Origin of the sequence: Pseudoalteromonas galatheae (genome assembly GCF_005886105.2) — a bacterium.
Taxonomy (GTDB): domain Bacteria; phylum Pseudomonadota; class Gammaproteobacteria; order Enterobacterales; family Alteromonadaceae; genus Pseudoalteromonas; species Pseudoalteromonas galatheae.
Genome location: NZ_PNCO02000001.1, coordinates 673,384 through 699,474, shown reverse-complemented (window position 1 = coordinate 699,474; position 26,091 = coordinate 673,384). Strand labels below are relative to the sequence as shown.

The 26,091-nt window shown below is 44.2% G+C and carries 30 protein-coding genes and 1 riboswitch; of the genes, 7 read left to right on the top strand and 23 right to left on the bottom strand.

Annotation, left to right across the window (positions count from 1 at the left end; all coding sequences use genetic code 11):
* The first annotated feature begins 24 nt into the window (after positions 1–24).
* Entirely contained in the window at positions 25–810 is a 786-nt protein-coding gene (locus tag CWC29_RS03030) for a hypothetical protein (protein ID WP_138521602.1), read from the top strand.
* 9 nt (positions 811–819) lie between these two features.
* Here the strand turns inward: CWC29_RS03030 and CWC29_RS03025 are convergent, their stop codons facing one another.
* Together CWC29_RS03025 and yaaA are read right to left on the bottom strand one after the other, a co-directional pair.
* On the bottom strand, positions 820–1,098 hold the full coding sequence (locus CWC29_RS03025; RefSeq protein WP_128728464.1) for a hypothetical protein: 279 nt from the start codon (positions 1,096–1,098) through the stop codon (positions 820–822).
* Positions 1,095–1,871, bottom strand: a complete 777-nt coding sequence (gene yaaA / locus CWC29_RS03020; protein ID WP_128728465.1) for a peroxide stress protein YaaA — start codon at positions 1,869–1,871, stop codon at positions 1,095–1,097. Before yaaA ends, CWC29_RS03025 begins: the two co-directional genes overlap by 4 nt.
* Positions 1,872–2,144: 273 nt before the next feature.
* Here yaaA and tal point away from each other — a divergent pair, with 273 nt between their 5' ends.
* Together tal and CWC29_RS03010 are read left to right on the top strand one after the other, a co-directional pair.
* Positions 2,145–3,095: a transaldolase gene (tal, locus tag CWC29_RS03015; RefSeq protein ID WP_138521604.1), complete on the top strand. Its 951-nt coding sequence runs from the start codon at positions 2,145–2,147 to the stop codon at positions 3,093–3,095.
* A gap of 409 nt (positions 3,096–3,504) precedes the next feature.
* Positions 3,505–3,696, top strand: coding sequence for a DUF3545 family protein (locus tag CWC29_RS03010; RefSeq protein ID WP_128728467.1), 192 nt, complete (start codon positions 3,505–3,507; stop codon positions 3,694–3,696).
* A gap of 40 nt (positions 3,697–3,736) precedes the next feature.
* Here CWC29_RS03010 and ung read toward each other — a convergent pair whose 3' ends face one another.
* The 21 genes from ung to CWC29_RS02905 form a co-directional block, all read right to left on the bottom strand.
* Entirely contained in the window at positions 3,737–4,405 is a 669-nt protein-coding gene (gene ung, locus CWC29_RS03005) for a uracil-DNA glycosylase (RefSeq protein WP_128728468.1), read from the bottom strand.
* Positions 4,402–5,253, bottom strand: coding sequence for a cobalamin-binding protein (locus CWC29_RS03000; protein ID WP_138521606.1), 852 nt, complete (start codon positions 5,251–5,253; stop codon positions 4,402–4,404). Before CWC29_RS03000 ends, ung begins: the two co-directional genes overlap by 4 nt.
* On the bottom strand, positions 5,253–5,849 hold the full coding sequence (gene cobO, locus CWC29_RS02995; protein WP_128728470.1) for a cob(I)yrinic acid a,c-diamide adenosyltransferase: 597 nt from the start codon (positions 5,847–5,849) through the stop codon (positions 5,253–5,255). The genes CWC29_RS03000 and cobO overlap by 1 nt, the downstream gene beginning before the upstream one ends.
* A 1-nt stretch (position 5,850) precedes the next feature.
* Complete coding sequence (locus tag CWC29_RS02990) at positions 5,851–7,323, bottom strand: cobyric acid synthase (RefSeq protein ID WP_138521608.1); 1,473 nt, start codon at positions 7,321–7,323, stop codon at positions 5,851–5,853.
* Positions 7,320–7,859, bottom strand: coding sequence for a bifunctional adenosylcobinamide kinase/adenosylcobinamide-phosphate guanylyltransferase (gene cobU, locus CWC29_RS02985; protein ID WP_138521610.1), 540 nt, complete (start codon positions 7,857–7,859; stop codon positions 7,320–7,322). The genes CWC29_RS02990 and cobU overlap by 4 nt, the downstream gene beginning before the upstream one ends.
* Positions 7,859–8,641: an adenosylcobinamide-GDP ribazoletransferase gene (locus CWC29_RS02980; RefSeq protein WP_128728473.1), complete on the bottom strand. Its 783-nt coding sequence runs from the start codon at positions 8,639–8,641 to the stop codon at positions 7,859–7,861. Before CWC29_RS02980 ends, cobU begins: the two co-directional genes overlap by 1 nt.
* Positions 8,641–9,696 (bottom strand): nicotinate-nucleotide--dimethylbenzimidazole phosphoribosyltransferase, encoded by a 1,056-nt coding sequence (gene cobT / locus CWC29_RS02975; protein ID WP_138521612.1) that lies wholly within the window; start codon positions 9,694–9,696, stop codon positions 8,641–8,643. The genes CWC29_RS02980 and cobT overlap by 1 nt, the downstream gene beginning before the upstream one ends.
* A complete protein-coding gene (locus CWC29_RS02970; protein WP_138521614.1) occupies positions 9,689–10,714 on the bottom strand; it encodes a FecCD family ABC transporter permease in 1,026 nt (341 codons plus the stop codon). Before CWC29_RS02970 ends, cobT begins: the two co-directional genes overlap by 8 nt.
* The gene (locus CWC29_RS02965) at positions 10,711–11,508 is read right to left on the bottom strand and encodes an ABC transporter ATP-binding protein (protein WP_138521616.1); all 798 of its coding nucleotides are present in this window, start codon (positions 11,506–11,508) and stop codon (positions 10,711–10,713) included. Before CWC29_RS02965 ends, CWC29_RS02970 begins: the two co-directional genes overlap by 4 nt.
* Positions 11,509–11,577: 69 nt before the next feature.
* Positions 11,578–11,705: riboswitch (cobalamin riboswitch) on the bottom strand.
* Between the two features lie 18 nt (positions 11,706–11,723).
* Positions 11,724–12,323 carry a histidine phosphatase family protein gene (locus tag CWC29_RS02960; protein WP_138521618.1) on the bottom strand — a complete coding sequence of 200 codons (600 nt, stop codon included), beginning with the start codon at positions 12,321–12,323 and terminating at the stop codon, positions 11,724–11,726.
* Between the two features lie 80 nt (positions 12,324–12,403).
* On the bottom strand, positions 12,404–12,616 hold the full coding sequence (nqrM, locus tag CWC29_RS02955) for a (Na+)-NQR maturation NqrM (protein ID WP_010372193.1): 213 nt from the start codon (positions 12,614–12,616) through the stop codon (positions 12,404–12,406).
* A 100-nt stretch (positions 12,617–12,716) separates the two neighbouring features.
* Positions 12,717–13,748 (bottom strand): FAD:protein FMN transferase, encoded by a 1,032-nt coding sequence (locus CWC29_RS02950; RefSeq protein WP_138521620.1) that lies wholly within the window; start codon positions 13,746–13,748, stop codon positions 12,717–12,719.
* Between the two features lie 108 nt (positions 13,749–13,856).
* Positions 13,857–15,083 (bottom strand): NADH:ubiquinone reductase (Na(+)-transporting) subunit F, encoded by a 1,227-nt coding sequence (gene nqrF / locus CWC29_RS02945; protein WP_128728479.1) that lies wholly within the window; start codon positions 15,081–15,083, stop codon positions 13,857–13,859.
* Positions 15,084–15,103: 20 nt separating this feature from the next.
* On the bottom strand, positions 15,104–15,712 hold the full coding sequence (gene nqrE, locus CWC29_RS02940; RefSeq protein WP_088529916.1) for an NADH:ubiquinone reductase (Na(+)-transporting) subunit E: 609 nt from the start codon (positions 15,710–15,712) through the stop codon (positions 15,104–15,106).
* A 10-nt stretch (positions 15,713–15,722) separates the two neighbouring features.
* A complete protein-coding gene (locus CWC29_RS02935) occupies positions 15,723–16,355 on the bottom strand; it encodes an NADH:ubiquinone reductase (Na(+)-transporting) subunit D (RefSeq protein ID WP_128728480.1) in 633 nt (210 codons plus the stop codon).
* Positions 16,355–17,104, bottom strand: coding sequence for a Na(+)-translocating NADH-quinone reductase subunit C (locus tag CWC29_RS02930; RefSeq protein WP_128728481.1), 750 nt, complete (start codon positions 17,102–17,104; stop codon positions 16,355–16,357). The genes CWC29_RS02935 and CWC29_RS02930 overlap by 1 nt, the downstream gene beginning before the upstream one ends.
* Positions 17,094–18,296 carry an NADH:ubiquinone reductase (Na(+)-transporting) subunit B gene (locus tag CWC29_RS02925; RefSeq protein ID WP_128728482.1) on the bottom strand — a complete coding sequence of 401 codons (1,203 nt, stop codon included), beginning with the start codon at positions 18,294–18,296 and terminating at the stop codon, positions 17,094–17,096. Before CWC29_RS02925 ends, CWC29_RS02930 begins: the two co-directional genes overlap by 11 nt.
* Positions 18,297–18,298: 2 nt before the next feature.
* Positions 18,299–19,642: a Na(+)-translocating NADH-quinone reductase subunit A gene (locus CWC29_RS02920; protein WP_039493970.1), complete on the bottom strand. Its 1,344-nt coding sequence runs from the start codon at positions 19,640–19,642 to the stop codon at positions 18,299–18,301.
* Positions 19,643–20,069: 427 nt separating this feature from the next.
* Positions 20,070–21,260, bottom strand: coding sequence for an enoyl-ACP reductase FabV (fabV, locus tag CWC29_RS02915; protein ID WP_128728484.1), 1,191 nt, complete (start codon positions 21,258–21,260; stop codon positions 20,070–20,072).
* 105 nt (positions 21,261–21,365) lie between these two features.
* Positions 21,366–21,680, bottom strand: a complete 315-nt coding sequence (locus CWC29_RS02910; protein WP_128728485.1) for a BolA family protein — start codon at positions 21,678–21,680, stop codon at positions 21,366–21,368.
* 45 nt (positions 21,681–21,725) lie between these two features.
* A complete protein-coding gene (locus CWC29_RS02905) occupies positions 21,726–22,319 on the bottom strand; it encodes an alpha-ketoglutarate-dependent dioxygenase AlkB family protein (RefSeq protein WP_138521622.1) in 594 nt (197 codons plus the stop codon).
* Positions 22,320–22,357: 38 nt separating this feature from the next.
* On the opposite strand from CWC29_RS02905, the gene CWC29_RS02900 reads away from it, so the two are divergent.
* Genes CWC29_RS02900 through CWC29_RS02885 form a run of 4 tightly spaced genes read left to right on the top strand, consistent with a single transcriptional unit; the run spans position 22,358 to position 26,062 of the window.
* Positions 22,358–23,488 (top strand): methyltransferase, encoded by a 1,131-nt coding sequence (locus CWC29_RS02900; RefSeq protein ID WP_138521624.1) that lies wholly within the window; start codon positions 22,358–22,360, stop codon positions 23,486–23,488.
* 4 nt (positions 23,489–23,492) lie between these two features.
* Complete coding sequence (locus CWC29_RS02895; protein WP_128728488.1) at positions 23,493–24,050, top strand: YajG family lipoprotein; 558 nt, start codon at positions 23,493–23,495, stop codon at positions 24,048–24,050.
* A complete protein-coding gene (locus CWC29_RS02890; protein ID WP_128728489.1) occupies positions 24,050–24,667 on the top strand; it encodes a peptidylprolyl isomerase in 618 nt (205 codons plus the stop codon). Before CWC29_RS02895 ends, CWC29_RS02890 begins: the two co-directional genes overlap by 1 nt.
* A 9-nt stretch (positions 24,668–24,676) precedes the next feature.
* Positions 24,677–26,062, top strand: coding sequence for an AmpG family muropeptide MFS transporter (locus CWC29_RS02885; protein WP_138521626.1), 1,386 nt, complete (start codon positions 24,677–24,679; stop codon positions 26,060–26,062).
* Positions 26,063–26,091 lie beyond the last annotated feature (29 nt).

The following is a 26,091-nucleotide window of genomic DNA, read 5'->3' as shown; positions in this document are numbered from 1 at the left end:
TCGTATCGACACAGTGGCTTTGTTTTGAAACAACAGGAAATTGATTTACTCGCTTTTGAACTTGCAAACCTTCGGCTCAAAGCCGATCTTACACTCGCGCCAAAGTATCCCTATTTCTCAGATAAACCCTACCCGCTTGGTCGCAGCTTAGAGATTCGCGATGAAATGTTTAAACTCGTCACAACTGAACTAAAACAAAATTCAGAATGTTTATCTGTACTCAGAAATTACATGCTTAGAGAAAATGCCGAGCTCACAAAGGTATGGGGTTCACTGCGCGATGAATACTTTCAAAATGCAATGTTTGTAGGAGATTGGTATATAGATACTGCAAACGATACCGTGAACGCAAACAAGCCCAGAGTTGAAATTAAGCCCATTGCACAATCAGGCTTTTCAGCCATCACCAGTTTCGAGCAGTTCGTGAAGATTGCCCGATCTTATTGGCAAGTGGATGTGTTTCAAAACACAGCCTTTCCAGCCATCGCACCTTATTTACCGTTAATTTGTGTCAACGCAAAAGGCGCTACTTGGCTAGCCGCGGCTAATGACGATATGATCAAAGTCGCTACCAACAGTGAATTTAAGCTATCTGAGCAAATCCTCTCCCAGCTACCAGAGCCAGACACTAACATAGTATCACGCTGGAGGCAGACCCTAACTGACATCGATTCTTTAGATGACATTTTATTACAAACAGGGAAGCCAGAAGGGTTTTGCCAGCTATACAGAACGGCTGCAAAAGCAGAAGATTTAACATTTAGAGATCGAGTCGTACGCGCCTACATGAGTTTGCCCAAAGGCGCGTAGCATAGTGAATTAGAAGGTAATGGGATAAGTCGGTTTTTCGTCAGTAATTTCCCATTTATCTTCTGTCGGTCTATCTACTCGACATTGATTTTGCTGTTGGAAGCAGCGGTCCTCACAGTTTTGCACTTGCATCGGATCAGAGTAATCTTTGCGGCAACTATGCGAGCACGAACGTGAATCGCCTTCGCAATCGACCGGCACATTACTAACTCTAGTTGTAAAATGTCCACTACAGCCGCTAACAAACACAGCGGCGAACACGGTTGCTACCCATAATTTTGTTGTCATTGTTCGTCTCTCAAAAACACCGGTTCTTGGGCCTTTTGCGTCGCTTCTTCGCTAAAGCGGTATCCTGCAATATCAAACGCTTTCAAGCTTTCCAAATCCGATACTTGGTTCTCAATGATATACCTTGCCATCATACCGCGCGCTTTTTTCGCGTAAAAACTGATGACTTTGTATTGACCATTTTTACAATCTTTAAAGATAGGTGTGATAATCTCGCCTTTTAACGCTTTCTTATCTACCGCTTTAAAGTACTCGTTTGAAGCTAAGTTCACCAAGTATTGTGTTTGTGCCCCTTCCATGACCTTATTCAGTTTTTCGGCGATAATCGTGCCCCAAAACTCGTATAGGTTTTTGCCACGCGGGTTACTTAACTTTGTACCCATTTCTAAACGATAGGCCTGCATTAAGTCAAGTGGTTTTAGAATGCCATACAGCCCAGATAAGATACGTAAATGATTTTGCGCATAATTTAAATCAGCCTCAGTTAGGCTTTGCGCTTCTAAACCGACATATACATCGCCATTAAAAGCAAAAATAGCTTGTTTAGCATTGTCTTGTGTAAAGGGCTTTGACCACTCGGCAAACCTTGCCGCATTTAAGCCTGCGAGCTTGTCGCTTATCTTCATTAAGCTGCCGATCTGTTGTGGAGATAACTCACGACAAACTTGAATAAGTGACTCGCTATGCTCCAGCAACTCTGGCTGAGTATGCGTCTTGATTGGTGCGGGTGTTTCATAGTCTAGGTTTTTCGCAGGAGAGATAACTGTGATCATGGTTTGCCTATTGACTTAGCTAGTAATTAATGTCAATTTCAACACTATCCCCAAGTAACTTCAAGTGTTTGTCCGCTTTCACTTGGGTTTAAGTAATTCGCTGTAGAAAGTACAGCTTCGCTTTACAACTCGACCTTATATAACAATAACCTTAAATAGCGAGTGTGATATGTCGCCCGATACGGACATATGACCTATTCAGCCATTTAATGGTGTTGCAACATAAGGCGTCTAATATCACTTCGCTGTTATCAATATTGGAATGAGGAACACATGACTTCAGCATTAGATAGGCTAAAACAACATTCATCAATCGTCGCTGACACCGGTGACATTGAAGCCATCCGTAAGCTACAGCCAGAGGATGCAACGACCAACCCTTCTCTTTTACTTAAAGCAGCAGAGACGCCTGCTTATCAGCCTTATCTAACAGAAGCTTGGGATTATGCCAAAGCCAATGAAAGTGACGCTGACAAGCAATTAGCGCTTGCTTGTGACTATTTTGCCGTTGTGATTGGTAAAGAAATCGCGAACTCTGTGCCGGGATATATCTCAACCGAAGTAGACGCACGTCTATCTTTTGATACCGAAGCGACTATCGCAAAAGCAAAAACGCTATTAAATTTATATGAAGCGCAAGGCGTTAGCAAAGACAAAATCTTGATTAAGATTGCATCGACTTGGGAAGGTATTAAAGCTGCTGAAACACTGGAAAGAGAAGGTGTTAAGTGTAACCTAACGCTACTATTTAGCGAAGCGCAAGCGCGTGCATGTGCCGATGCAAACGTATTTTTAATTTCGCCATTTGTTGGTCGAATTCTAGATTGGCACGTTGCCAATGGCTTAGAAAAACCAACTGACCCACTACAAGACCCGGGTGTGCAATCTGTTCGTAGTATTTTTGAATTCTATAAGCAGCACGGTTATAAAACCGTTGTAATGGGCGCCAGCTTCAGAAACACAGGTGAAATCCTAGCCCTAACGGGTTGTGATAAGCTCACGATTAGCCCTTCTTTATTAGAAGAGCTTGCTGCAATGCCTGCAAACGAAGATTACTTACTTGAAGCTGACTTTGAGCCTAAAGCAAAACCTGCAGCGCTTAGCGAAAGTGAGTTCCGCTGGTTACATAACCAAGATGCAATGGCCACTGAAAAGCTAGCTGAGGGTATCCGCTCATTTGCCGATGCGCAAGAAACACTAGTTGCACGCTTTAAAGCATTATAAGAGCCTTAAACATTCGAATTCAAAGCGCCGCATAATGCGGCGTTTCTTATAACTTTAAACCCTCCCCCACACTCTGCATTAAGACTCTCCTCCACACCTTCTTTGACTTTCATCAAACTGTCACTTGCTTTTAACCCAAAAGACACAATTGTGTTTTATTTTTATCCCGTCTGTGGTATATCAATATCACTTGAAGTGAAAATTGATACCGCTACCTTCTGGTTTTGGTACAAAAAGCAAGCAACATGGGGTTGTTTGTAACGTACTTTAGCTATCAGACTTTTATCGGTTCCTCATGTAGAGGTTTGCCAAATAGTATGAAGAAATCAACGGTGTCATTGCAGTTGTAGTACTAACAACAACCAAAGCAAATGTCACTTTAGGTTGTTTTTATCAATAGGAGATTTTCATGGATACCCTAGACGAGTTATTAGAATTATTAGAAAGTCCGGATACTAGGAAAAAAACTTCATCTAAGGGCAAAAAGAGAAAATGGCGTGAAATTGAAGCGCTAAAAGATAAACAGCGGCTACGCAAAGAACTACAGGAATTAGATATTTTCGCAGACAATGTTGATTTAGACGAATTTGATTTAAGCTAAAAAGAGCGCCCTTCACGGCGCTCTTTTTGGTTTCTATCTGCTATAGCTCGGCCAATCGCCAATCGATTGGCTGCTTACCCATTTGTGTGAGCAACTGATTGGTTTTACTGAAATGGCCACTTCCAAAGAAACCGCGATGTGCGGAGAGCGGCGAAGGATGTGGTGCGTGTAAAACATGGTGACGATTTGTGTCTATACTCTTACCCTTTTTCTGGGCGTGTGATCCCCAAAGCAAGAAAATAACACCTTCGCTGTGAGCATTCAGCTTTTCAATCACTACATCTGTAAAGCGCTCCCAGCCCAAATGCTTATGTGAATGGGCTTGGCCTTGTTCTACTGTCAACACCGTATTTAACAACAGCACGCCCTGTTTAGCCCAGTCAATTAGGTAGCCGTGATTAGGTATGCGAAAGCCGTCAATATCCTGCACCAACTCTTTATACATATTATTTAACGACGGCGGCGGCTTAATCCCCGGCAACACAGAGAAACATAGACCATGGGCTTGATTGGGGCCGTGGTAGGGATCTTGCCCTAAAATTACCACTTTCACCTGGTCGAAAGGCGTGACTTTGAACGCTTCAAATACCTGTTCATGGGGCGGAAACACATTTATACCTTGAGCGCGACGCTCTGCCACGTAATCCATGGTTTGTTTAAAGTAATCTTGTTGTTTTTCCTGACCTAACACGTCACTCCACGTTGTCATGCTTCACCTTTTTTCATCATATTATAATGGCTTCGAGAAACGTCGAGTTTACCACATAAATCCGATATTCCCTCGAGCATACGATAGCTATAACGATGGAGCCGATCGGCATCTACCGAAATGGTTTGTTGATGCTTTACCGCTGGGATTGAAGGCCATTGCTGCCATGCTATTGATTTAACCTCTTTTTTGGTCTTTTCTTCAGGGATCACTATCACTTGTGGTGCTTTCAACAGAACATTTTCAATGCTAATTTGTGGATAGTCCGTGGTGGCGTCAGCAAAAACATTTTTCACATTACACACAGTAAAGACTTGCTGTAGCCAACTTTCGCCTCCTACGGTCATCAGCGGTGATGGCCACAATTGATAAAATACAGCTAAGCTAGCGCTTTGTTTATACTGATCTTTTAGTTCATTTAAACGTTTAGTAAATAAATCAGCCTGTTGCTGTGCTTGAGCTCCAAGGCCAGTAATTTTACCTAGGCGTAGCAACTCCTCAGGTAGTTTATCTAGATATTTCGCTTCGCTATAAATCACGTCAACACCAAAGCTTTCGAGCTTTTCAAGCATAGGAACGTGACTTGCATTTTTCCACGCAATGATAAGATCAGGCTTAAGTGCCAAAATTTTCTCAACCGAAATGCCTTGATAGTCGCCAACTTGAGGCAGTTGCTTGGCTGATTCTGGATAATCGGCATAGGCGACCGTGCCTACAATCCGCTCCCCAGCTCCTATTACATACAAATTTTCGACAATATGAGGCGCAAGCGCGATGATCCGCTCTGCGGGCTTAGCATTAACGCTAAAGGCCAAGCCTAGTACAATAAATAAGGCGAATTTTAGCATCAGTAGTCAAACCCTTTTTGCGCCTTAATGCCGGCCTCAAACGCATGCTTCACATTACGCACTTCACTCACGGTATCTGCAAGCTCGGTCAGGCGTCGATGTGCACCGCGTCCAGTTACAATCACTGACTGCATGCTAGGACGGTTTTCTAGCGCCGTTATGACTTCGTCCAAATCTAGATAGTCATAGCTCAACATATAGGTAATTTCATCGAGCAATACCAAGTCGATGCTTTCGTCTTGTAGCCATACTTTTGCTTGCTGCCATGTCGCCTGTGCAGCGGCAGTATCGGTTTCACGGTTTTGCGTTTCCCATGTAAAGCCCGTTTTCATGACCGCAAATGGTACGCCGACTTTTTCGAGCAGATTGCGTTCACCACAATCCCAGGTTCCTTTAATAAACTGCACAACTGCTGCGTTCATACCATGACCGACACAACGCGCAACGGTGCCAAAACCAGATGTTGACTTACCTTTACCGTTACCTGTGATCACTTGCAAAATGCCCTGCTCTTGCTGCGCTGCGGCAATTTTTTCATCGACTTGTTGTTTTACTTTTTGCTGTCGTTGCTGATGCTTATCTTGTTGTTCGCTCATGTTATTCCTCAATTATTTTCATCAATTTTTGCCAATCTAAATGTGCTTCACAGCTGTCGGCAAGACGCGTAATTTGCTGCTCTCTGTGCTTCGCTAAATCAATCGCGGCAGTGCCCGCTTGCTTACTACCGGCCCAAGACAAGATAGCCTGTGTGGCGGCGACCGTATCAAATAAACCATGTAAATAGGTGGCTGCAATTTGATTATCTCGGGAGATAAAACCGTCCTGCACATTGTTATTTGGATGTGTGTTAAATCGCAAGAATGGCACCTCTAGTGCCGCTCCAGAAGAAACCCCTGCATGGATCTCATAACCACAAATTTCAGCACTTTGCTCATCCAATTGACAAATGCCAGATACTTGCGTCAGTACTTTTTGTTCTGAGAGTGTGGTCTCAAAGTCAGCCAGACCAAGCCCAGCGACTTCACCGAGTGTTGATTCCACCGCATTTGGATCTCTGATGAACTTACCTAACATTTGCAAACCGCCACACACACCTAGTACCTTACCACCATATCTCAGGTGCCGTTTGATTTCTTCTGCCCAACCCTGTTTGCTTAAGAAGGTTAAATCGCTCAACACATTTTTACTGCCAGGCAATATGATTAGGTCACAAGGACCGATAGATTCTTGATAGCGTACATAACGCAAATCCACTTCAGGGTTTAAGCGCAAGGTGTCAAAGTCGGTGTGATTGCTAATATGAGGAAATAGTAAAACCCTAACGCTTAACGATCCCCGTTCACAGATATTGTCCACCGTCACCGCATCTTCTGCATCGAGCGCTAAGCCGTGCAAATAGGGCAATACCCCAAGTACAGGCTTACCCGTTTTTTGCTCGAGCCAGTCAAGTCCTGATTGCAATAACGCAATATCACCACGGAAGCGATTGATCACAAACCCTTTCACCAAGCTTTGTTCATAGTCGCTTAATAGTGCAAGTGTGCCAACCAAGTGTGCGAACACCCCGCCTTTGTCGATATCAGCGATAATGATCACGGGGCATGCAACTTCACAGGCAAACCCCATATTGGCTATGTCATTTTCACGCAGATTGATCTCAGCAGGGCTCCCCGCCCCTTCCACTATGCACAGCTCAAATTGTTCGCTGAGGTGTTGATGTGAGGAAAGTACGGCGTCCAGCGCTACCTTTTTGTAATCATGATAAGCGGCTGCTTCCATATTGCTAATGGCTTTGCCGTGAATGATCACTTGTGCGCCAGTGTCGGAATTTGGCTTAAGTAAAATTGGATTAAAGTCTGTGGATAGCGGGACTTTTGCGGCTTCGGCTTGGAGTGCTTGTGCTCGACCAATTTCACCGCCGCAAGGTGTGACGGCACTATTTAGTGCCATATTTTGCGGCTTAAAAGGTGCAACCGATAAGCCTCTTCGTTGCAGCACCCGGCAAAGTCCCGCAACCAGTGTACTTTTACCGGCATCAGACGTGGTGCCCTGTACCATTAAGGTTTTCATACGTCTTGACCTTTTAAACATTGTGGCAAGCCTGCAATAACAAAATCGACTCTGTCGGCCACTTTAGCAATGTCTTGATGTAGCCAACCAGACTCATCAACAAACTCACGGCTTAGCTCGCCAAGCGGGATTATCCCATGCCCCACTTCATTACTCACCAAAATAACAGTGGCAACGCAGCTTTCTAGTGCCGCCAGCAAATGCTCTTTTTTGTCTATGGTCGCGGCTTTGCCCATTTCGCATAAGCCAAAACTCAGCCATAAGGTCAAACAATCGATAAGTAACAGCGTATCTTCGCGTGCAGTAGCAATAAGCTTATCAATATGCCATGGCTCTTCTACTAGATGCCAGCGGCTATCGCGCTGCATCTGGTGAGCAAACACTCGGCTTTTCATTTCTTCATCTTGAGCTTTTGCAGTTGCAACATAGTAAAGTTCGTTCACCGCACCTTGCTCTAACAATAGAATAGCGCGCTGCTCTGCCAAGCGACTCTTGCCTGAGCGAGCACCGCCCAGTATTAACTGTATTTGTGCCATTAGAGATGACCCACAATAAAAAGCAAAATAACAAGCTCAGCAAGTTGCTGCGCAGCCCCTAAACAGTCTCCGGTGTAACCACCAAGCTGAGCGTTAAACCATTTAATGCACACAAGTCTTAACACAAATAAGCAAGTACACAGCATCAGCAAGTCGAACAGTGAAAGCGCAAGCCATGGCCAACAGAAAATTAAAATCGCGATGGTAGTGAGCGTAAGGCGAGTCGCCGCAGCACTTGATAGATGTTTCGCTACCGGCTTAACTTTGCTCAGCTCATCAGCCTGTACATAGTTAAGTGCACCGATTAAAGACACCGCAAAGGCACGGCTGAGGCTATGGGCTAAAATAAGTGCAGCGAGTGTCACTGCAAAGTCATTAAAGAGCATGGCCAAAAGCGAAAATTTGGCCAATAACAGCAATATCAGCGCACAACTACCATATGTACCAAGACGGCTATCTTTCATGATCTCAAGCTTTTGTTCACGACTCCAGCCACCGCCAAAACCGTCAAAAACATCGGCAAGACCATCTTCGTGAAAAGCCCCGGTAAGTAAAATACTCACAGCCAGTGCAACGACGGCGCCGAACATTGGCGCTACACTACTACCGGCAACATAGCCAAGTATGGCCGAGAAGCTAGCAACAAATAAACCAACTAAAGCAAAGTAACCACTCACTTCGTTAAGTTCATCAGATGAAGGGGCAGGATCCAAACGAATTGGCACCCGCGTTAAAAACATCACAGCAAGCTTAAACAGTCGCCACTCTTGTTGCCACTGCATTATGCGTCTACCACTTGCGTAACATGGGCATCGGCAAAGCTTGCCATTTCGCAAAAAAAGCCTAGCGCAGCTTGTAATAATGGAAGCGCTAGAGCGGCGCCCGTTCCCTCACCCAAGCGCATATTTAAATACAGTAATGGCTCAGCGTTTAACTGCTCTAACATTAACTTATGGCCTTGCTCCATAGAGCCGTGAGCAAACACCATATATTGCTTACTATGTGGTGCTATTCTACTTGCCAACATAGCCGCTGCGGTGGAGATGAAGCCATCCACTATAATCACTTTTTGTGCACGAGCAACCGCCAGCATGGCACCAACCATTTGCACAATTTCAAAGCCACCTAGGCGCTGTAAAATTTGTTCTGGCGTCGCAAGCTTATCTTGATGATATTCTAGAGCCTGTTTGATAAGTGCCCGTTTTTTGCAAAGCGTTTCATCGTCAATGCCTGTACCGCGCCCCACACATAATTCCACACTCGCCCCGCTGAGCGCCGCTAAAATTGCAGCTGCAGAACTGGTGTTGCCAATCCCCATTTCACCAAAAGCAATCACGTTGCTACCCGCTTCAATAGCGGACATCACCACTTGCTCTCCATATTCAAGTCCTTGTTTGAGCTGCATTTCACTCATCGCAGGCTGTTTATGGAAGGCATGAGTAATATCGCCAAGTCGCTGTGAGCGAAAATTCGGCGCAGGCTCACATAGCACTAATGTGCCACAATCTACTACGGTTAACTGCCAACCAAGTTGTCGACAAAAGACGTTGATCGCTGCACCGCCCTGCACAAAGTTTGCAACCATTTGCCCAGTCACTTCGCTTGGCGCAATAGAAACACCTTGACTTGCAATACCATGGTCGCCCGCAAAAACAAACATTGCAGGGCGTGTTATTGCTAACTGATCTACGTCTAATTGCGCCTGCCCTTGTGAGAAGATCTGTACTAGCTGCGCGGCCAAAGCCTCAAGCTTACCAAGCGCACCTAGCGGTTTGGTTTTTAAGTCAATGCGCTGTTGAATAAGCGTGTTTAAGCGAGTATCTAACGGTTTAACCATGGGTAACTCCGATGCCTCCAGAGCGGCGATTTTTGAAAATAAGCAATGCTAAGAAGAACACGCTGCCAATGGCGGCGGTGATCACCCCCACGGGAAGTTCCTGATTATCGATAAGCGTGCGCGACAATACATCCACCCATAGCATCAAAAGCGAACCGCACAGCGCGGTGGCCACAAGCCCAATCACCTTTGCTTGCGAGATAAAAAAGCGCACGATATGCGGGATCATCAAGCCTACAAATCCGACTCCGCCGCACGCAGCCACAAGTACTGCGGTGAGTAAAGAACTCAATAACAACATACCTATTCGCACTCGTCCTACATTCACGCCAAGCGTGGTGGCGCTTTCATCTCCGAGCAACAAGGCGTTGAGTGGCCGACGCATCACTAAAAGCGTGATAAAACTCAGCAACACGACCAAACATGGAAGCCATAGCCATTGCCAGCTCGCCCTTGCAAATGAGCCTAGATTCCAAAACAAGATTGCACTGATGGCTTGAGGGTCACTCCAATAAAGCAACAAGCTGGTAAAGGCACTGAACAGAAAAGAAAGTGCGACGCCCGCCAAGAGCATAGTTTCCACCTGCTGTAGTGCATTGCGCTTTGCTACAAATAAAAGCAGTATGATCGACAGCAAACTTCCGACAAATGCAGCCCCAGACATCATTAGGCTAGACTGTGCACCAAATAGCGCAATAAGCACCACCACACCGAATGAAGCACCTGAAGAAATACCAAATAAATAAGGATCAGCTAGCGGGTTACGCGTCACGGTTTGCAAAATAAGACCCGCTATCGCCAGTCCTGCTCCCGCACTCATCGCCAGTAACGTCCGTGGCAGACGAAGTTCAACTACCACCCGTTGTTGAAGTACGTTGGGATCGAAATTAATAATCGCTTGTATAACCGTATGCCAAGATAAATCAATCGCACCGATCTTAAGTGCCATCAGCATGCTAAAACAGCATAAGCTCAATAGCAGTATCGAGATCAACGCGATCCGCTTTGCGGCAATCATAACTGATACCCGTAATGAAAGCGTATATGTGGGATCTCACCGTTATTTGGCGGATGACGGACAGTAGAAACCTCTGCACATACCCCAAAAACTTGGCTTAATAGGGTTTCGTTAATGACTTCAAGTGGCGACCCATTTGCAACCAGCTCACCGTTATTTAATACTAAAAAGCGGTCGCACAAGGCGCTAGCCAAATTTAAGTCGTGAAAAGACGCAATGATAGTAACACCAAGCTGTTTGGCCAGCTCCATAATTTGGATTTGATATTTAATGTCCAAATGGCTGGTGGGCTCATCCATTATCAATACTTGAGGCGCTTGCACCATGGCACGTGCGATCATTGCCCTTTGCCTCTCCCCGCCAGACAAGGAGCTAAAACATTGCTCCAACTTATGGCTCAATCCAACCTGCTCAATGGCATGTAGGATTGCCTGTTTTTCAGCAGCCGTCGTTGTCGCGAGCAGTGATTTGTTCGGTGTTAGACCCATCAATACCATATCAAATAATGGCAGAGAAAACTCAGCGGGGATGTCTTGCAGCACCACAGCAACATGTCTCGCGTAGGCCTTACGTCCATAACTAGCTAGCGGCTTACCGTTGAAAAATAGCGTCCCAGAGCTTGGTGCTGTGTATTGATATAAAGTGCGCAGCAAAGTCGACTTTCCAGCACCATTCGGTCCGAGCAAACCAATAAATTCACCCGAATTAATAGCAAAGCTGAGTGCCTTTAAGATGGCTTTACCACCAAGCTGCACGCTAAGTTTATCGACTTGAAACTGTGGAGTGACTGCCATAGCACCTCTGATTGGGCACGGCAAAGTAGTAGCTTATAGACAAGCGACAACTTTGACTTAAGTCTGCCCGCTTAAGTATATGGATAGGCCTTGGTATCTGACTTATGCAAGAGACAAGGCTCAAGCACTTACAGTTGCGGGGACAGTTGAGGACTCACACCTCATTCCCAATATCTGCCTATCACGAAATTTGCAATATTATGAAGTCTAGACGTCTAAAATACAACTTTTGGCCAAGCGGTTTGGCTGCTGTCGTAAAACACCTCAACTTTTACTATACCCGCATAGGGAATATCTATCTTCGATTGGTATGCGGTAAGTTCGGGCGATAGGTCAAGAATAAGTGCTACAAGCGCTTTTATTACTCCTGCATGCGCAACAACAGCGATACACTCTTCACTTGGCGACGCCAAAATGCTGTGCCACCACGTGGTGACCCGATGATGAAAATCATACATAGACTCGCCCTCAGGAGGCGTGTGCAGCCAAGGATTTTGCCAAAAATCGCCAATACTTGGAGATTGGGTTTCTCGCCAAAGCGTATCATAAGGTTGTCCATCCCATAAACCAAAATCAAATTCGGCGAGATTTGGCTCCACCTCAACAGGGAGTTGATACTGCTTTGCAAAAGCGTTAGCAGTATTCAGGCAGCGCTTCCTTGGAGAACTAATAATTCGCTGCAGGCCACTTAGGCTCGTTAACGATTGCAGCAATTGCTGAGCACCTATGTTACTGAGTTCGGGATCTGTCACTCCAAGTAAATGGCCTGATAGAGTCGTTTCACCATGACGAACAAAATATAGCTGCCGCTGCATTTTTACTTAACCTGAGGTTTGTTACCCAAAAAGCAAAAACGCAAGCTAAGCTTGCGTTTTCAATTAATATCATTCTACGATTACAGGATCTGGTTTTCTTTCCACATCTCTTCTTTTGCTAACCGCTTTTTGCGTTTGTCGCATGGATCGTCGCAATCACAAATTTTGTCAATGCCCATTGAGCCCAAACCACCACAGCTACTGGCCATGGATTTCTTTTGTACGATAACGCCTACAGCCATCGCAACAGCGATAAGCATAAGTAAACCGAAAGTAAGGAGGAATAAAGACATTATCTAGCCCCTTTTATTGCTACATTGAATTGAGTGACGACGCGCAAATTATACGCTTTCATGACGTCACTCACAATTAAATTATGGGGTGTTGTGCAGCTTAATTCAAGTACGGCTGAAAAGCTTCACTCGCGTAACTCTTGATCCCTTCAGGACTTTTATACATCAAATACACGGGGAGTTGATGCTCAGTGGCATAAGCCTTTGCACGCTCCGTGCCCATCACAGTCAATGCTGTTGCTAGGCCATCAGCCGTCATCGCAGATGGATGTAGTACCGTTACCGATACCAGCTCATGTTTAACTGGGCGACCCGTTGTTGGGTCAATAAGGTGTGTAAAGGTTTCACCATCCATTTCATAAAAAATACGATAGTCACCTGAAGTTGCAATACCGTTTTTGCCTGGCTCTATCACGCGATGAATTTGGCGTTGACCAACAGGCGCATCGGGTTTCTCGATAGCAATACGCCACTCACCATCCGGCTTCTTGCCAGAAACGCGTAGCTCACCGCCGATTTCAACCATATAGTCATGAATATCATGGTTTTCAATCACCTCAGCGACCTTATCAATGCCATAACCTTTAGCGGTTGCTGAGAATGATAACTCAAGCCCAGCGATTGTTTTAGCAAGGCCGCTGTCATTTAATACAAGTTTATCGACACCGATACGAGTACGCATATCGTCTAACTCTGACTGTGACGGACGCATTGTTGGCCTTTTGTCAGGACCAAACCCCCACAAATCGATAAGCGGTCCCATGGTAACATCAAGCGTTTTGGTCGACTTCCCAAGGCGGATAGATTCTGCAACTACCAAGCGAAAGTCTTCACTGATAGGCATCACGGTATTCGCTGCTAAACGATTGAACTGGTTAATCTCAGAGTCTGGGATATAGGTGGACATAGATTGATTAACAGCCTTTAATGCTTGCTCAACCTCATCATGCAACTGTGCTTGTCCGAGCGGCTTTTCACCGGGGAATACTTTGATGTTGTATGTCGTGCCCATAGTTTTACCAGACAGCAAGATTTCCTTGGTTTCAGGTTTTGCGTCTTGGCACCCTGCTAAAAAAACAAATAAAAACGAAATGATAAAAAATCTAGATAAAAAAGCGTAACTTGCTTGCATCTGAATTCCCTGAGTTTAGTACCAACGGGTATAAAAAAGCCCTCGAGCAAAGCATTTTGCTGGAGGGCTTATATTCTAACTTAAGTTCATTGTTAGACCGAAACCTAATTAACCACCGAAGTCATCAAGTAGGATGTTTTCGTCTTCAACACCTAAGTCTTTAAGCATGTTAATAACTGCTGCGTTCATCATTGGAGGACCACACATGTAGAACTCACAATCTTCTGGCGCTTCATGGTCTTTAAGATAGTTTTCAAAAAGTACGTTATGAATGAAGCCAGTGTAACCTTCCCAGTTATCCTCAGGTTGAGGGTCTGAAAGGGCAACATGCCATTCGAAGTTATCATTTTCTTCAGCTAGGCCGTCAAAGTCTTCCACATAGAACATTTCACGCTTAGAACGAGCACCGTACCAGAAAGACATCTTACGCTTAGAGTTAAGACGTTTAAGCTGATCGAAGATGTGCGAACGCATTGGCGCCATACCAGCACCACCACCAACGAATACCATTTCTGCATCAGTGTCTTTCGCGAAGAACTCACCGAATGGACCAGAAATAGTGACCTTATCACCTTCTTTAAGTGACCAGATGTACGATGACATCTTACCACAAGGTAATGTTAGGTTATTTGGCGGCGGAGTTGCGATACGTACGTTTAGCATGATGATGCCAAACTCTTCTGGGTAGTTAGCCATTGAGTAAGCACGGATCGTTTCGTCGTCAACTTTAGACTCTAGCTTAAAGAAACCAAAACGTTCCCAGTCAGCACGATATTCTTCAGGAATATCAAAGTCTGCATATTTAACATGGTGAGCTGGTGCTTCAATCTGAATGTAACCACCTGCACGGAAAGGTACAACTTCACCTTCAGGGATGCCTAGCTTTAGCTCCTTGATGAAAGTTGCTTTGTTATCGTTAGAGATAACTGTACATTCCCACTTTTTAACACCGAAGATTGATTCTTCAACTTCGATTTCCATGTCGTTTTTAACATTCACCTGACACGCCAGACGACAGCCTTCACGTGCTTCACCTTTAGAGATGTGGTCAAGTTCGGTTGGTAGAATATCACCACCACCCTCTTTAATATGTACGCGACACTGGCCACATGAACCACCGCCACCACATGCAGACGATACGAAAATACCCGCGTTTGCAAGTGCACCTAATAGCTTACCGCCAGCAGGAGTCTTGATCGCTTTTTCAGGATCGCCGTTAATATCAATTGTAACGTCACCGCTTGCTACAAGCTTAGATTTCGCTGCAATGATGATAAGCACTAGCATCACAACGATAGCGATGAACATGCTTACGCCTAATACAATAGTTTCCATCGTATAGTTTCCTCGCTACCTTACAGTGAAATACCAGAGAATGACATGAAGCCAAAGCCCATTAGACCTACAGTAACAAAGGTAATGCCTAAGCCACGTAAACCATCAGGAACATCTGCATACTTCATCTTCTCACGAATACCTGCTAACAATACGATAGCAAGTGCCCAGCCCACACCTGAACCTAGACCATAAACTACAGATTCACCGAAGTTTAGGTTACGCTCAACCATGAATGATACCGCACCGAAAATCGCACAGTTAACTGTGATTAGCGGTAAGAAGATACCTAGCGCGTTGTATAGAGCTGGGAAGAACTTGTCCAATGTCATTTCTAGAATTTGAACAAGCGCTGCGATTACACCGATAAACGTCAAGAAGCGTAGAAAGCTAAGATCCACTTCAGGGAAGCCTAACCACTCTAGGGCACCTGGCGCTAGCACTGCGTGGTAAACTAAGTTGTTTACTGGTACAGAAATACCTAGCACAACGATTACCGCAATACCTAGACCTAGCGACGTGGTTACTTTCTTAGATACCGCCAAGAAAGTACACATACCTAAGAAGAAAGATAAAGCTAAGTTTTCAATGAAAACTGCTTTGATAAATAAATTAATATATTGTTCCATCTCTCTCCCCTTATGCCTTCGCTTCTACTTGGTCTTTCTTCCAAGTACGCAGTGCCCAAATAAATGCACCTACGATGAAGAACGAACTGAATGGCATAACTAGTAGACCCATAGGCTGATACCAACCACCTTCAGAGATAAGTGGTAAGATTTCAACGCCAAACAATGTGCCCGCACCGAATAGCTCACGGATAAAGCCAACTGTTAGAAGTACAACAGAGTAACCTAAGCCGTTACCAATACCGTCAAGGAACGACATTGTTGGTGGTGACTTCATTGCGTATGCTTCTGCACGACCCATTACGATACAGTTAGTAATGATAAGGCCGATGAACGTTGATAGTTCTTTCGCTGTTGAGTAAACAACGGCTTGAAGCACTTGGTCTACAACGATTACTAGAGATGCAATAATCGTCATTTGTACAATGATACGCACACTAGAAGGGATGTGATTACGGATCATTGAGATAAATAAACTTGAAAACGCAGTAACCAATGTCAACGCGATTGACATGATAAGTGCATTTTTAAGGCTTGAAGTTACCGCTAGTGCAGAACAAATCCCCAACACTTGCAGTGCAATCGGGTTGTTCGCAAAAACAGGACCAAACAAGACTTCCTTCATTTCTTTTGCATTAGCCATTAGTTCAATGCTCCTTTACGTACTTTCGCAAGGAATGGACCAAACGCTTTGTCGCTTGTCCAGAAATCAACTGTGTGATCAACACCGTTAGAGGTAAGCGTTGCACCAGATAGACCGTCTATCTTGTGTTCGTTACCGCCAGCACTGCCTTTAACTACGTCGACAGGAAGCTCTTTACCTTCCCAAAGTGCAGTCCACTTAGGGTTTTGAATTTCGCCACCCAGACCTGGAGTTTCGCTGTGCTTATAAAAGTTGATTGACTTAATTGTCTCACCATCAGCTTCTAGCGCAAGGAAGCCATACATCACACCCCAAAGGCCATAACCTTGGATTGGTAGAATGATAGTAGAGACTTGACCTTGGTCATCTTTTGCAAAATAAACTGGAGAGTTATTCGTGATACGTTGAATACCTGCTTTGTCTTCTTCTTTTGAAAGCTTGTAACTACGTTTGGCATCAAACTTAGTTGCTTCAAAATCAAAGGTTTCCGCTTTAACGTCTTCTACAAACTCACCGGTTTTAAGACTAACAACACGCGATTCGATATTTTGGTTAAAAACTTCAGATACATTTTTAACTTTATCGAAGCCAGCAACGGCTAAAATATTTCGTTGAATATCTTCGTTTTTGTTTGCTTGCTGCATAGGGCGAAGCTGAACCGAAGCAAAAGATACTACGATTGCACACACTAAACATAAGCCAACAACTACGCCGAGCGTTTTGCCCATTGATTCATTATTAGTTGACACGTGCCAATCTCCTCTTCACATTTGACTGCACTACGAAGTGGTCGAATAGTGGAGCAAAAAGGTTAGCGAATAGGATTGCTAACATCATGCCCTCTGGGTATGCCGGGTTAACAACACGGATAAGCACAACCATTACACCGATTAGCGCACCGTATAACCACTTACCTTTGTCTGTGAAAGACGCAGATACAGGGTCTGTTGCCATAAAGAACATACCAAATGCAAAACCACCGAGTACTAAGTGCCAGTGCCAAGGCATAGCAAACGCAGCATTTGTTTCAGAACCGATTGCGTTTAGAACGAATGACATTACAACCATACCGATGAATGTACCTAGTACGATACGCCATGACGCGATTCGAGCATAAACAAGGAACAAACCACCAAGTAAGATTGCTAGTGTTGATGTTTCACCTACAGAGCCTTGGATAAAGCCGTAAAACGCGTTAAACCAAAGGTCCATGTTGTTGTAGTCTAGTGAACCTGCAGTCGCTTGACCTAAGTAAGTTGCACCAGAGAATGAGTCAACAGCTGTCCACACTGTGTCACCAGAGATGTCAGCAGGGTATGCGAAGAATAAGAACGCACGGCCTGCAAGTGCTGGGTTTAGGAAGTTACGACCCGTACCGCCGAAGATTTCCTTCGCGATTACAACACCGAACGTAATACCTAAAGCAGCTTGCCATAACGGAATTGTCGCAGGCAGGATAAGCGCAAATAATACCGAGGTTACGAAGAAACCTTCGTTTACTTCGTGTTTACGAACTGACGCGAATAACACTTCCCAGAAACCACCAACTGCAAACACAGTAGCGTAAATAGGCAAGAAGAAACACGCACCATAGAACATCTTGGCACCCCAACCTGCATCAGCGGTTAATTCACCACCAAGCGCTTGGAAAATAGCTACCTGCCAAGTATTGGCAAGCTCAAAACCGTTACCTAGTGCAAGTGCAGCTTGGTGACCGATGTTGAACATACCAAAGAACATTGCAGGGAACGTCGCCATCCACACTAAAATCATAATACGTTTTAGGTCGATGTTATCGCGAACGTGCGTTGCACCTTTGTTTACATAACCAGGAGTGTAGAAGATAGTTGCTACGGCTTCATAAAGCGCGTACCACTTCTCGTGTTTACCACCAGGTTCAAAGTGAGGTTCAATGTCTTCTAAAAATTTCTTTAAGGCCATTTTTAACCTTCCTTCTCGATAGTAGTCAGGCAATCACGCAGGATTGAACCGTACTCATATTTGCCCGGACATACGTAAGTACATAGTGCTAAATCTTCTTCATCTAGCTCTAATGCACCCAACGAAATCGCAGAATCTAGATCACGCGAAATAAGATCACGTAATAATAGCGTTGGCAAAATATCGAGTGGCATAACACGCTCATAGTTACCGATTGGTACCATCGCACGCTTAGAGCCACCAGTAGACGTTGTCATCTTGAACAAACGGCTAGGTGTTAAGTGTGAAATGAATGTACGTGTTACTGAGAATTTGTCACTACCCGGAGCGATCCAGCCAAATAGCTCTTTCTCGCGACCTTCAAGTAATACTGATACTTGAGTATGGTAACGACCAAGGTAAGCGTGAGGGCCAGTTGCTGTTTTACCAGCTAACACAGAGCCAGAAATGACTCGGTTATCACCGTCTTCAAGCTCGCCTGCAACTAAATCTGTTAGCGACGCACCGACATGAGTTTTCACTAAGCGAGGATTCTTAACTCGAGGACCTGCTAAAGCAACAACTCTGTCTGAGTAGATTTCACCTGTTAGGAACAACTTACCAAACGCGATGACATCTTGGTAACCAATGTGCCATACTTGCTTGTTTGTACCTACAGAATCTAGGAAGTGAATGTGAGTACCCACGTTACCTGCTGGGTGAACACCTGCAAACTCATGAACTTCTACTTGTGAGATCGAAGAGCTAGGTACGTTAGCACCCGCTTTCTTACACACAAATACTTTGCCTTCAGTCAAACGAGATACAACCGCTAGACCCGCTTCAAACGCTTCCACGTTTTCCGCGATGATAACAGCAGGATCTGCTGCTAACGGATTAGTATCTGTTGCTGTCACAAAGATTGAGCTAGGTGTTGCACTCGGCACAGCGACACGGCTAAATGGACGTGCACGAAGTGCTGGCCACTGACCAGACTCGATTAGCACTTCCTTCACTTTTTCAGAGTCTAAGTTGCTTAAGTCAGCAGCTGAAAACTTCTCAAAAGTGATTTGCTCGTCGCCTTGAACTTCGATCACAACGGATTGAAGTACACGCTTAGCACCACGGTTAATTTCTTTAACTACACCAGAAGCTGGCGCAGTAAACTTGACGCCTGGGTTCTTTTTATCTTCAAAAAGAACTTGGCCTTTCTTGACTTGGTCATCCACACGAATATGCATGGTAGGACGCATACCGATGAATTCTTCACCTAGCACAGCTACTCGTTTGACAGCAGAACCATCATGAATAACTTGCTGAGGTGCGCCCTCTATTGGTAAGTCCAGACCTTTTTTTATGTTGATCATACGCACTTGCATTACATTAACGGAAAGAAACTGAAAATATCTTTAGTCACCACAGCGCCACCTCGTTTGTACTAAGTATTAGGTATAAAGAGCAGAAAGTTATGAGTCCGGATAGGGTTCCCAAACAGCCCCTTTAAAATACCCCTCAACGCGCACAAAAAAGCAGCGTCGTGATAAAAGTCCTCACATATTTCTCTGATTTTAACATTAATCGTACTGAGTATGCGAGTGGAATTATGAAATTAATACGACTTTAACGTGGATTTGGATTAGTTGAAAAATCCATCACAGAAAGGAGTATAGACCAAAGTGGTATAGATAAAATTTTTCTTACCCTAATCTGCAAAATAAGTAAAAAATTCGCTATTAAACAAAAACGGGCAAAGTACCAATTAGTACTTTGCCCGTAAATTCAAAAACCGTGAAATTAAACGAGATGATTAATTTCTACCGCCGCATTCACATCCGCTTCGTAATCTACGCCGTCTACTCCAAAGCCGAATAGCTTCAAGAATTCATTGTGGTAGCCAACATAATCAGTTAACTCATCGATTGTATCAGTATCAACAGTATCCCAAATGGTCTGTACACGCGCTTGAACACCGTCTTCTAGTTCCTTATAGTTTTGGAACAAGTGACCGCCATCATCAAAACGTGGCGATTGACCATATAGATTTTCAGTAAACAGCCCATGGATTTGCTCGATAGTCCCTTCATATGTGCCATCACCTTTCATCACTTTAAATAGTGCAGAGATATAAAGAGGCATAATTGGAATAGCAGAGCTTGCCTGCGTCACTACCGCATTCAAAGATGATACATACGCTTCGCCTTTAATATCCGCTGTGGTTTCGCGAATTGTCTGCGTCGCACGGTCCAAATCCTCTTTTGCTTTACCAATAGTCGCGTGACCGTAAATTGGCCAAGTCAGCTCTTTACCGATATAAGTGTATGCCGTTGTTTTAAAGCCATCAGCCAGCACATCCGCTTGCTTAAGCGCATCAATCCAAAGTTCCCAATCTTCACCACCCATCACTTTAACCGTATTGGCGATTTCATCTTCGTTCGCGGCTTCAACCGTCATTTCATCAATGACGCGCTTTGACGTATTCAAGTTTTTAGTTGTGATAGCTGAGCCAATTGGCTTAAGTGTTGAAGAGTAAACTTCATCAGATTTAGGGTCTTTACGACGAGGAGACGCAAGGCTATATATCACTAAATCTATTTTGCCTAATTCAGCTTTAATGGTTTCGATGGTTTTTTGCTTCAACTCATCAGAAAACGCATCGCCATTAATATTTTTAGACCACAAACCCGCTTCTTCTGCAGCTTGCTGGAACGCAGCCGTATTATACCAACCTGCTGATGCGGTTTTCTTCTCTGAACCTTCTTTTTCAAAGAAGATACCTAGCGTTTTCGCACCAGCACCAAATGCAGCAGTAATACGCGATGCCAAGCCATAACCTGTTGATGCACCTATTACTAATACATTCTTAGGACCATTCTCGATTTGGCCTTGTTGTTTTACGTATTCAATCTGTTCTTGAACGTGTGCTGCACAGCCTACAGGATGCGCATTAGTACAAATAAATCCACGAATTTTTGGTTTGATGACCATAAGAGATCCTATCCATTGATTTGATACAAAATAAAAGTGAGGTTGGACTCACTTTATTAAAATTACTGCGTAGTGTACTGGCAGATATGTAAAACACACATCTGATCAGCTATCGAACTTAGAACCACCCAAGCATTTTGGTGACTCAGGCGTCTGACCTTCCTTTTCTGAAAACTCTTCAGGTGTATAGGCATGAATGGCCAAAGCGTGAATATGATTTTGCAGCTCATCTTTTAGCACTTCATTGATTTTTCGATGACGCTGCAGCAGTCTCTGGCCAATAAATTGTTCGCTTACTACAATGACTTTAAAGTGAGACTCTTCGCCACGACTGTGCATATGGCTTTCATTGATAACGTTCAAGTGCTTGCATGCAACGGCTTCAGCTATCTTGTCATAAATCTGTGATTGCATTGACATTATACTTTGTCTCCTAGAGCAATTCGTGACGCTACTATACGCCGTTCAGCGCGTATTTCCAACACTTCGAAAGGTGAGATTAATGCGCCCTTGGGACACTTTGGTCTGCTTTGGCAAAGCATGTTGATAGTCGCGCTGACTATCACCTTGCATTACCAATAAGCTACCCGTTTCCAATAAAATATCGGTTACAGAGTGACTTACTTTGTGGCGTATTTTGAATTTGCGGGTCGCGCCAAGCGACAGTGAAGCAATTGTAGGCGTCAAACCGAGTTCAGGTTCATCATCACTGTGCCAGCCCATACTGTCTTGACCATCACGATAAAAATTAGCCAATACCGCATTAAAAGGAATATTAAATCTGCGTTCTAGCGTTTGTCTTATCCCTAGCAATACCGAAGGCCAAGGCGCATTTTCAAGTCGCTTCCCCGAATAACAGTAATGCACGTCAGAGTCGGCAATAAAGCGTTCTAGTCGAGGCGTTTGATGGGTCTTACCAAATAAGGTGATGGTATTTTGCTGCCACGCAAGGCTACTCAGTAGTACATTATATAGCGCTAGACTTTTATCGAAGCTAATAGCCTGTGCTTGATAGCTAAAACCGCTCGGCAAGTTCCGTGCTTTGTCTACTGCTCTCATGTTAAACTACCCGCTGCTTTTATTTATAGAACATTCACATGACGACTGATGCAATTCTAGCCGGAAACCCTTTTACGCTACATAGGTTTCCACTCGATCAAAAAAACCGTAGCTTACAAGCTTGGGATTCAGCCGACGAATACCTGTTAGATTATGTCTTTGAACATCACCACGATGCAAACCGTATTCTCATTCTCAACGATAGTTTTGGCGCGTTATGCTGTGCACTTGCCGACAAGCACTGCACGGTAGTGACCGACTCTTATGTGAGTACCCTCGCCTACGAGCATAATTTGGAGGCCAACGGACTCGCAGGCGCTCAGGTTGATGTACTCACTAGCATGGATGAGCTACCACAAGATATCGCTCTGATATTAATAAAAATTCCTAAAAATTCAGGGCTATTGCAAGCGCAACTTGCACAGTTAAGTAAACTAACTTCAGGCATTCCCGTAATTGCGGCGGGCAAAGCAAAAGAAATTCACACCTCCACATTAAAAAGCTTTAGCCACTTTTTGACGGAGCCAACGACTAGCTTAGCGGTAAAAAAATCGCGCTTGGTATTCAGCAAGACGTCAGCCAAAGCCATTGATAGTAAATTCCCTGTGTCTTGGCCGCTGGAAAAAACCGATTTTACCTTGTCGAATGAAGCAAATGTTTTCTCACGAGATTCTCTTGATATTGGCGCTCGTTTTTTTATTAATTACCTTCCTATGGGTAAGAAACCAATGAAGGTCATTGATCTTGGCTGCGGTAACGGTGTCATTGGATTGATGACGCTCGCAAAAATGCCAAATGCTACCGTCACCTTTATCGACGAGTCGGCGATGGCGGTGCACAGCGCGAAGCAAAATATCGTTAATAATTTACCTGAGCGTGTTGCTGATTGTCAGTTTGTCCAAAACGACTGTCTAACGGGTTTTGAAAATTACGGTGCGGATCTGGTACTGTGTAACCCGCCATTCCATCAGGCCAATGCAATCACAGATCACATCGCTTGGCAGATGTTTTTACAAGCTAAGGCAGCGCTTCGACAAGGGGGTGAGTTAAGAATTATCGGTAACCGCCACTTGGAATACGACGATAAACTCAAGCGTTTGTTCGGTAACAGCAAGACACTAGGCAATAACAAAAAGTTCACTGTTTTAAGTGCAATAAAGAGGAGCTAACTTCATGCGTTTTTCATTGCTGATTATTCTGCTAACCTTGATACTCGTGGGCTGTGAAAGCTCACCACGCAGTGTCATTCTTCATCCGGAATATCAAGGTCCTTCGTCAAACGCGCTCGCCGCCAACGTGGCGGTACAAGTAAACGACCTACGGACTACAAAATACACTATTCGCGTGAAAAACCAAGAACCCGCACTTTACGTACCTGATGCTAATTTACCAGTTAATTTTAATCAGGTATTAACACAAGCTCTCACTGCACATGGCGCGCAAATAACACCGGTCGCTGCAACGCAAATCACTGTGAATATCAATCGCTTTAAAGCCATTATTGAGGAGTCTTTCTCGAACCACCAAAGCGATGCTGAAGCTGACGTCACCGTACTGATAAAGCAAGGGGCTCGCAGTTTCAAAAAGCAATATAAAGGTAACGCTAATTTAAATGGTCCTCTAAAACACGACCAAGCCAAAATCGAAGAACAGCTCAACAACCTAGCTCAACAGGTTGTTACTCGAATCGTTCAAGATCCTGAATTTATTCAATTTGTGAGAGGAAGTTAATGAAAAAAATAATTCTAAGCTTAACCGCCCTATTATTAAGCATGAATGTCTTTGCCGAAATGAGCGGTAAATTTGTACAAAAGAATAATCTATTCCCTCGAGTTCAAATCAATACTAGTAAAGGGCCGATTATTGTCGAACTAGACAGATCGAGAGCCCCAATCACAGTAAATAACTTCTTAACTTACGTGATCAACAAAGATTATAACGGCTCTGTTTTCCATCGAGTTGAACGTGATGAAGCCAACGAAAAAGACTTTGTTATTCAAGGTGGAGGTTACGACAAAGAGTACGATGGAATGTTTGAGCGCGAAGCTATCTTCAATGAAAGCGGTAATGGTTTGAAGAATGATATGTATACCATTGCCATGGCATACCAAGACAACAAACCACACTCTGGTACCAGACAGTTTTTCTTTAATATGGACGACAACGATCACTTGAACCCAGGTAGAGGCTGGGGCTTTGCCGTGTTCGGGAACGTCTCTGAGGGCTATGAAACATTGGACGCAATTATGAAGGTGGAAACCGGCTACAATGAAAAGCTTGGCTATACCTTTATACCTAAAGAGCCCGTCATTATTCTTTCAGTCGAAGTATTAAAACAGCCAGAGTAATACCCTTTTATGTTGATATCATCTAGCTTTTCGCAATATCTTAGTTATTACAAAGACAAGCGCCTCTTAACTGTCTTTGCTTTTGGAATAAGTAGCGGTTTTCCTTGGGTATTGATTGGCTCGGTGATGTCAGCTTGGCTTAAAGATGAAGGATTAAGCCGCAGCACCATTGGCCTATTTGGCCTAGTATATGGTGCATATACCATTAATTTTTTGTGGTCCCCACTCGTTGACCGCATAAAAATCCCCTTGCTGTATAATCGCTTAGGACAAAGGCGAAGCTGGATAGCAAGTTGCCAATTTATTATTATTATTGCCACCTTCGCATTAGCCACTATTTCAATTAAAACCCACCTTTCGTATGCTGCATTATTGTGCTTTATTATTGCGTTATTTTCAGCTACCCAAGATATTGCAATAGATGCTTATCGTATCGATATTTTACCAGAAGACGAAAGTGAAAAGGCAACGGCTGCGGCAGCGATGGCGACTTCAGGTTGGTGGTCTGGCTATGCCTTACTTGGTGCCATTCCGTTCTTTATAGCCGATTTACCCGGCTTTAGTTGGCCCATTATCTATCAGATGCTAAGCGTCGTCGTCGTGTGTTTATTAGTGGTCACTTTGTTGGCAAAAGAGCCAAAATCTCATCGCGAGCAAGTACAAGAGCAGCTACAGAAGAGTTACGAACAAAAACTTAACCACCGCGCTTCATCAAATGCTTCCAAAAAGGTCTATGCTTGGCTTGCCGTGACCCTGATTGAACCCTTTAAACGATTTTTTGAAAAAAATGGGGTTAAAACGGCATGTGCTCTACTCGCCTTTATTTTCCTATTTAAGATAGGAGAGGCCTTCTTAGCCCGCATGTCCATCGTATTTTATAAAGAAGTGGGGTTTTCAAACACCCAAATCGGACAATATTCCAAACTTGGGACCGGTGTGATCACCATTGTATTTGCATTTCTTGGCAGTATTTTTAACCACAAGTACGGTATCGTAAAAGGCTTGTTTATCAGTGGCGTCGCTATGGCCGCATCTAATTTAATGTTTTCTTGGATTGCAATTGCAGGCCCCAAAGAACACCTTTACGCACTAGCAATTGTAGTGGATGGCTTTACTCAGGCGTGGTCATTGGTAGCCATGGTGGCGTTTATTTCTATGCTCTGTGATAGAGCATTTAGTGCGACCCACTATGCCTTACTGGCATCACTTGGCAGTTTAGGCCGTACCGTGCTGTCGGGCTATAGCGGTTTTGTGATAGATGATTTGCTTGGAGGTAATTGGGCACTCTTCTTCGCGCTAACAGCGCTTATGGTGCTTCCATCATTATTATTTTTATATTTAATTCGGCACAAGCTTTATGCTATTGAAAAAGCGTATCATGCTAGCAAAAACTAGAGGTGCAGGTCCTTGCACCTTTTACGTTT

What these genes read in the sequence shown, in the direction of transcription:
- CWC29_RS03025 (WP_128728464.1), bottom strand. Translation starts at nt 1,098, where the DNA reads ATGACAACAAAATTATGGGTAGCAACCGTGTTCGCCGCTGTGTTTGTT.
- yaaA (WP_128728465.1), bottom strand. Translation starts at nt 1,871, where the DNA reads ATGATCACAGTTATCTCTCCTGCGAAAAACCTAGACTATGAAACACCC.
- tal (WP_138521604.1), top strand. Translation starts at nt 2,145, where the DNA reads ATGACTTCAGCATTAGATAGGCTAAAACAACATTCATCAATCGTCGCT.
- CWC29_RS03010 (WP_128728467.1), top strand. Translation starts at nt 3,505, where the DNA reads ATGGATACCCTAGACGAGTTATTAGAATTATTAGAAAGTCCGGATACT.
- ung (WP_128728468.1), bottom strand. Translation starts at nt 4,405, where the DNA reads ATGACAACGTGGAGTGACGTGTTAGGTCAGGAAAAACAACAAGATTAC.
- CWC29_RS03000 (WP_138521606.1), bottom strand. Translation starts at nt 5,253, where the DNA reads ATGCTAAAATTCGCCTTATTTATTGTACTAGGCTTGGCCTTTAGCGTT.
- cobO (WP_128728470.1), bottom strand. Translation starts at nt 5,849, where the DNA reads ATGAGCGAACAACAAGATAAGCATCAGCAACGACAGCAAAAAGTAAAA.
- CWC29_RS02990 (WP_138521608.1), bottom strand. Translation starts at nt 7,323, where the DNA reads ATGAAAACCTTAATGGTACAGGGCACCACGTCTGATGCCGGTAAAAGT.
- cobU (WP_138521610.1), bottom strand. Translation starts at nt 7,859, where the DNA reads ATGGCACAAATACAGTTAATACTGGGCGGTGCTCGCTCAGGCAAGAGT.
- CWC29_RS02980 (WP_128728473.1), bottom strand. Translation starts at nt 8,641, where the DNA reads ATGCAGTGGCAACAAGAGTGGCGACTGTTTAAGCTTGCTGTGATGTTT.
- cobT (WP_138521612.1), bottom strand. Translation starts at nt 9,696, where the DNA reads ATGGTTAAACCGTTAGATACTCGCTTAAACACGCTTATTCAACAGCGC.
- CWC29_RS02970 (WP_138521614.1), bottom strand. Translation starts at nt 10,714, where the DNA reads ATGATTGCCGCAAAGCGGATCGCGTTGATCTCGATACTGCTATTGAGC.
- CWC29_RS02965 (WP_138521616.1), bottom strand. Translation starts at nt 11,508, where the DNA reads ATGGCAGTCACTCCACAGTTTCAAGTCGATAAACTTAGCGTGCAGCTT.
- CWC29_RS02960 (WP_138521618.1), bottom strand. Translation starts at nt 12,323, where the DNA reads ATGCAGCGGCAGCTATATTTTGTTCGTCATGGTGAAACGACTCTATCA.
- nqrM (WP_010372193.1), bottom strand. Translation starts at nt 12,616, where the DNA reads ATGTCTTTATTCCTCCTTACTTTCGGTTTACTTATGCTTATCGCTGTT.
- CWC29_RS02950 (WP_138521620.1), bottom strand. Translation starts at nt 13,748, where the DNA reads ATGCAAGCAAGTTACGCTTTTTTATCTAGATTTTTTATCATTTCGTTT.
- nqrF (WP_128728479.1), bottom strand. Translation starts at nt 15,083, where the DNA reads ATGGAAACTATTGTATTAGGCGTAAGCATGTTCATCGCTATCGTTGTG.
- nqrE (WP_088529916.1), bottom strand. Translation starts at nt 15,712, where the DNA reads ATGGAACAATATATTAATTTATTTATCAAAGCAGTTTTCATTGAAAAC.
- CWC29_RS02935 (WP_128728480.1), bottom strand. Translation starts at nt 16,355, where the DNA reads ATGGCTAATGCAAAAGAAATGAAGGAAGTCTTGTTTGGTCCTGTTTTT.
- CWC29_RS02925 (WP_128728482.1), bottom strand. Translation starts at nt 18,296, where the DNA reads ATGGCCTTAAAGAAATTTTTAGAAGACATTGAACCTCACTTTGAACCT.
- CWC29_RS02920 (WP_039493970.1), bottom strand. Translation starts at nt 19,642, where the DNA reads ATGATCAACATAAAAAAAGGTCTGGACTTACCAATAGAGGGCGCACCT.
- fabV (WP_128728484.1), bottom strand. Translation starts at nt 21,260, where the DNA reads ATGGTCATCAAACCAAAAATTCGTGGATTTATTTGTACTAATGCGCAT.
- CWC29_RS02910 (WP_128728485.1), bottom strand. Translation starts at nt 21,680, where the DNA reads ATGTCAATGCAATCACAGATTTATGACAAGATAGCTGAAGCCGTTGCA.
- CWC29_RS02905 (WP_138521622.1), bottom strand. Translation starts at nt 22,319, where the DNA reads ATGAGAGCAGTAGACAAAGCACGGAACTTGCCGAGCGGTTTTAGCTAT.
- CWC29_RS02900 (WP_138521624.1), top strand. Translation starts at nt 22,358, where the DNA reads ATGACGACTGATGCAATTCTAGCCGGAAACCCTTTTACGCTACATAGG.
- CWC29_RS02895 (WP_128728488.1), top strand. Translation starts at nt 23,493, where the DNA reads ATGCGTTTTTCATTGCTGATTATTCTGCTAACCTTGATACTCGTGGGC.
- CWC29_RS02890 (WP_128728489.1), top strand. Translation starts at nt 24,050, where the DNA reads ATGAAAAAAATAATTCTAAGCTTAACCGCCCTATTATTAAGCATGAAT.
- CWC29_RS02885 (WP_138521626.1), top strand. Translation starts at nt 24,677, where the DNA reads ATGTTGATATCATCTAGCTTTTCGCAATATCTTAGTTATTACAAAGAC.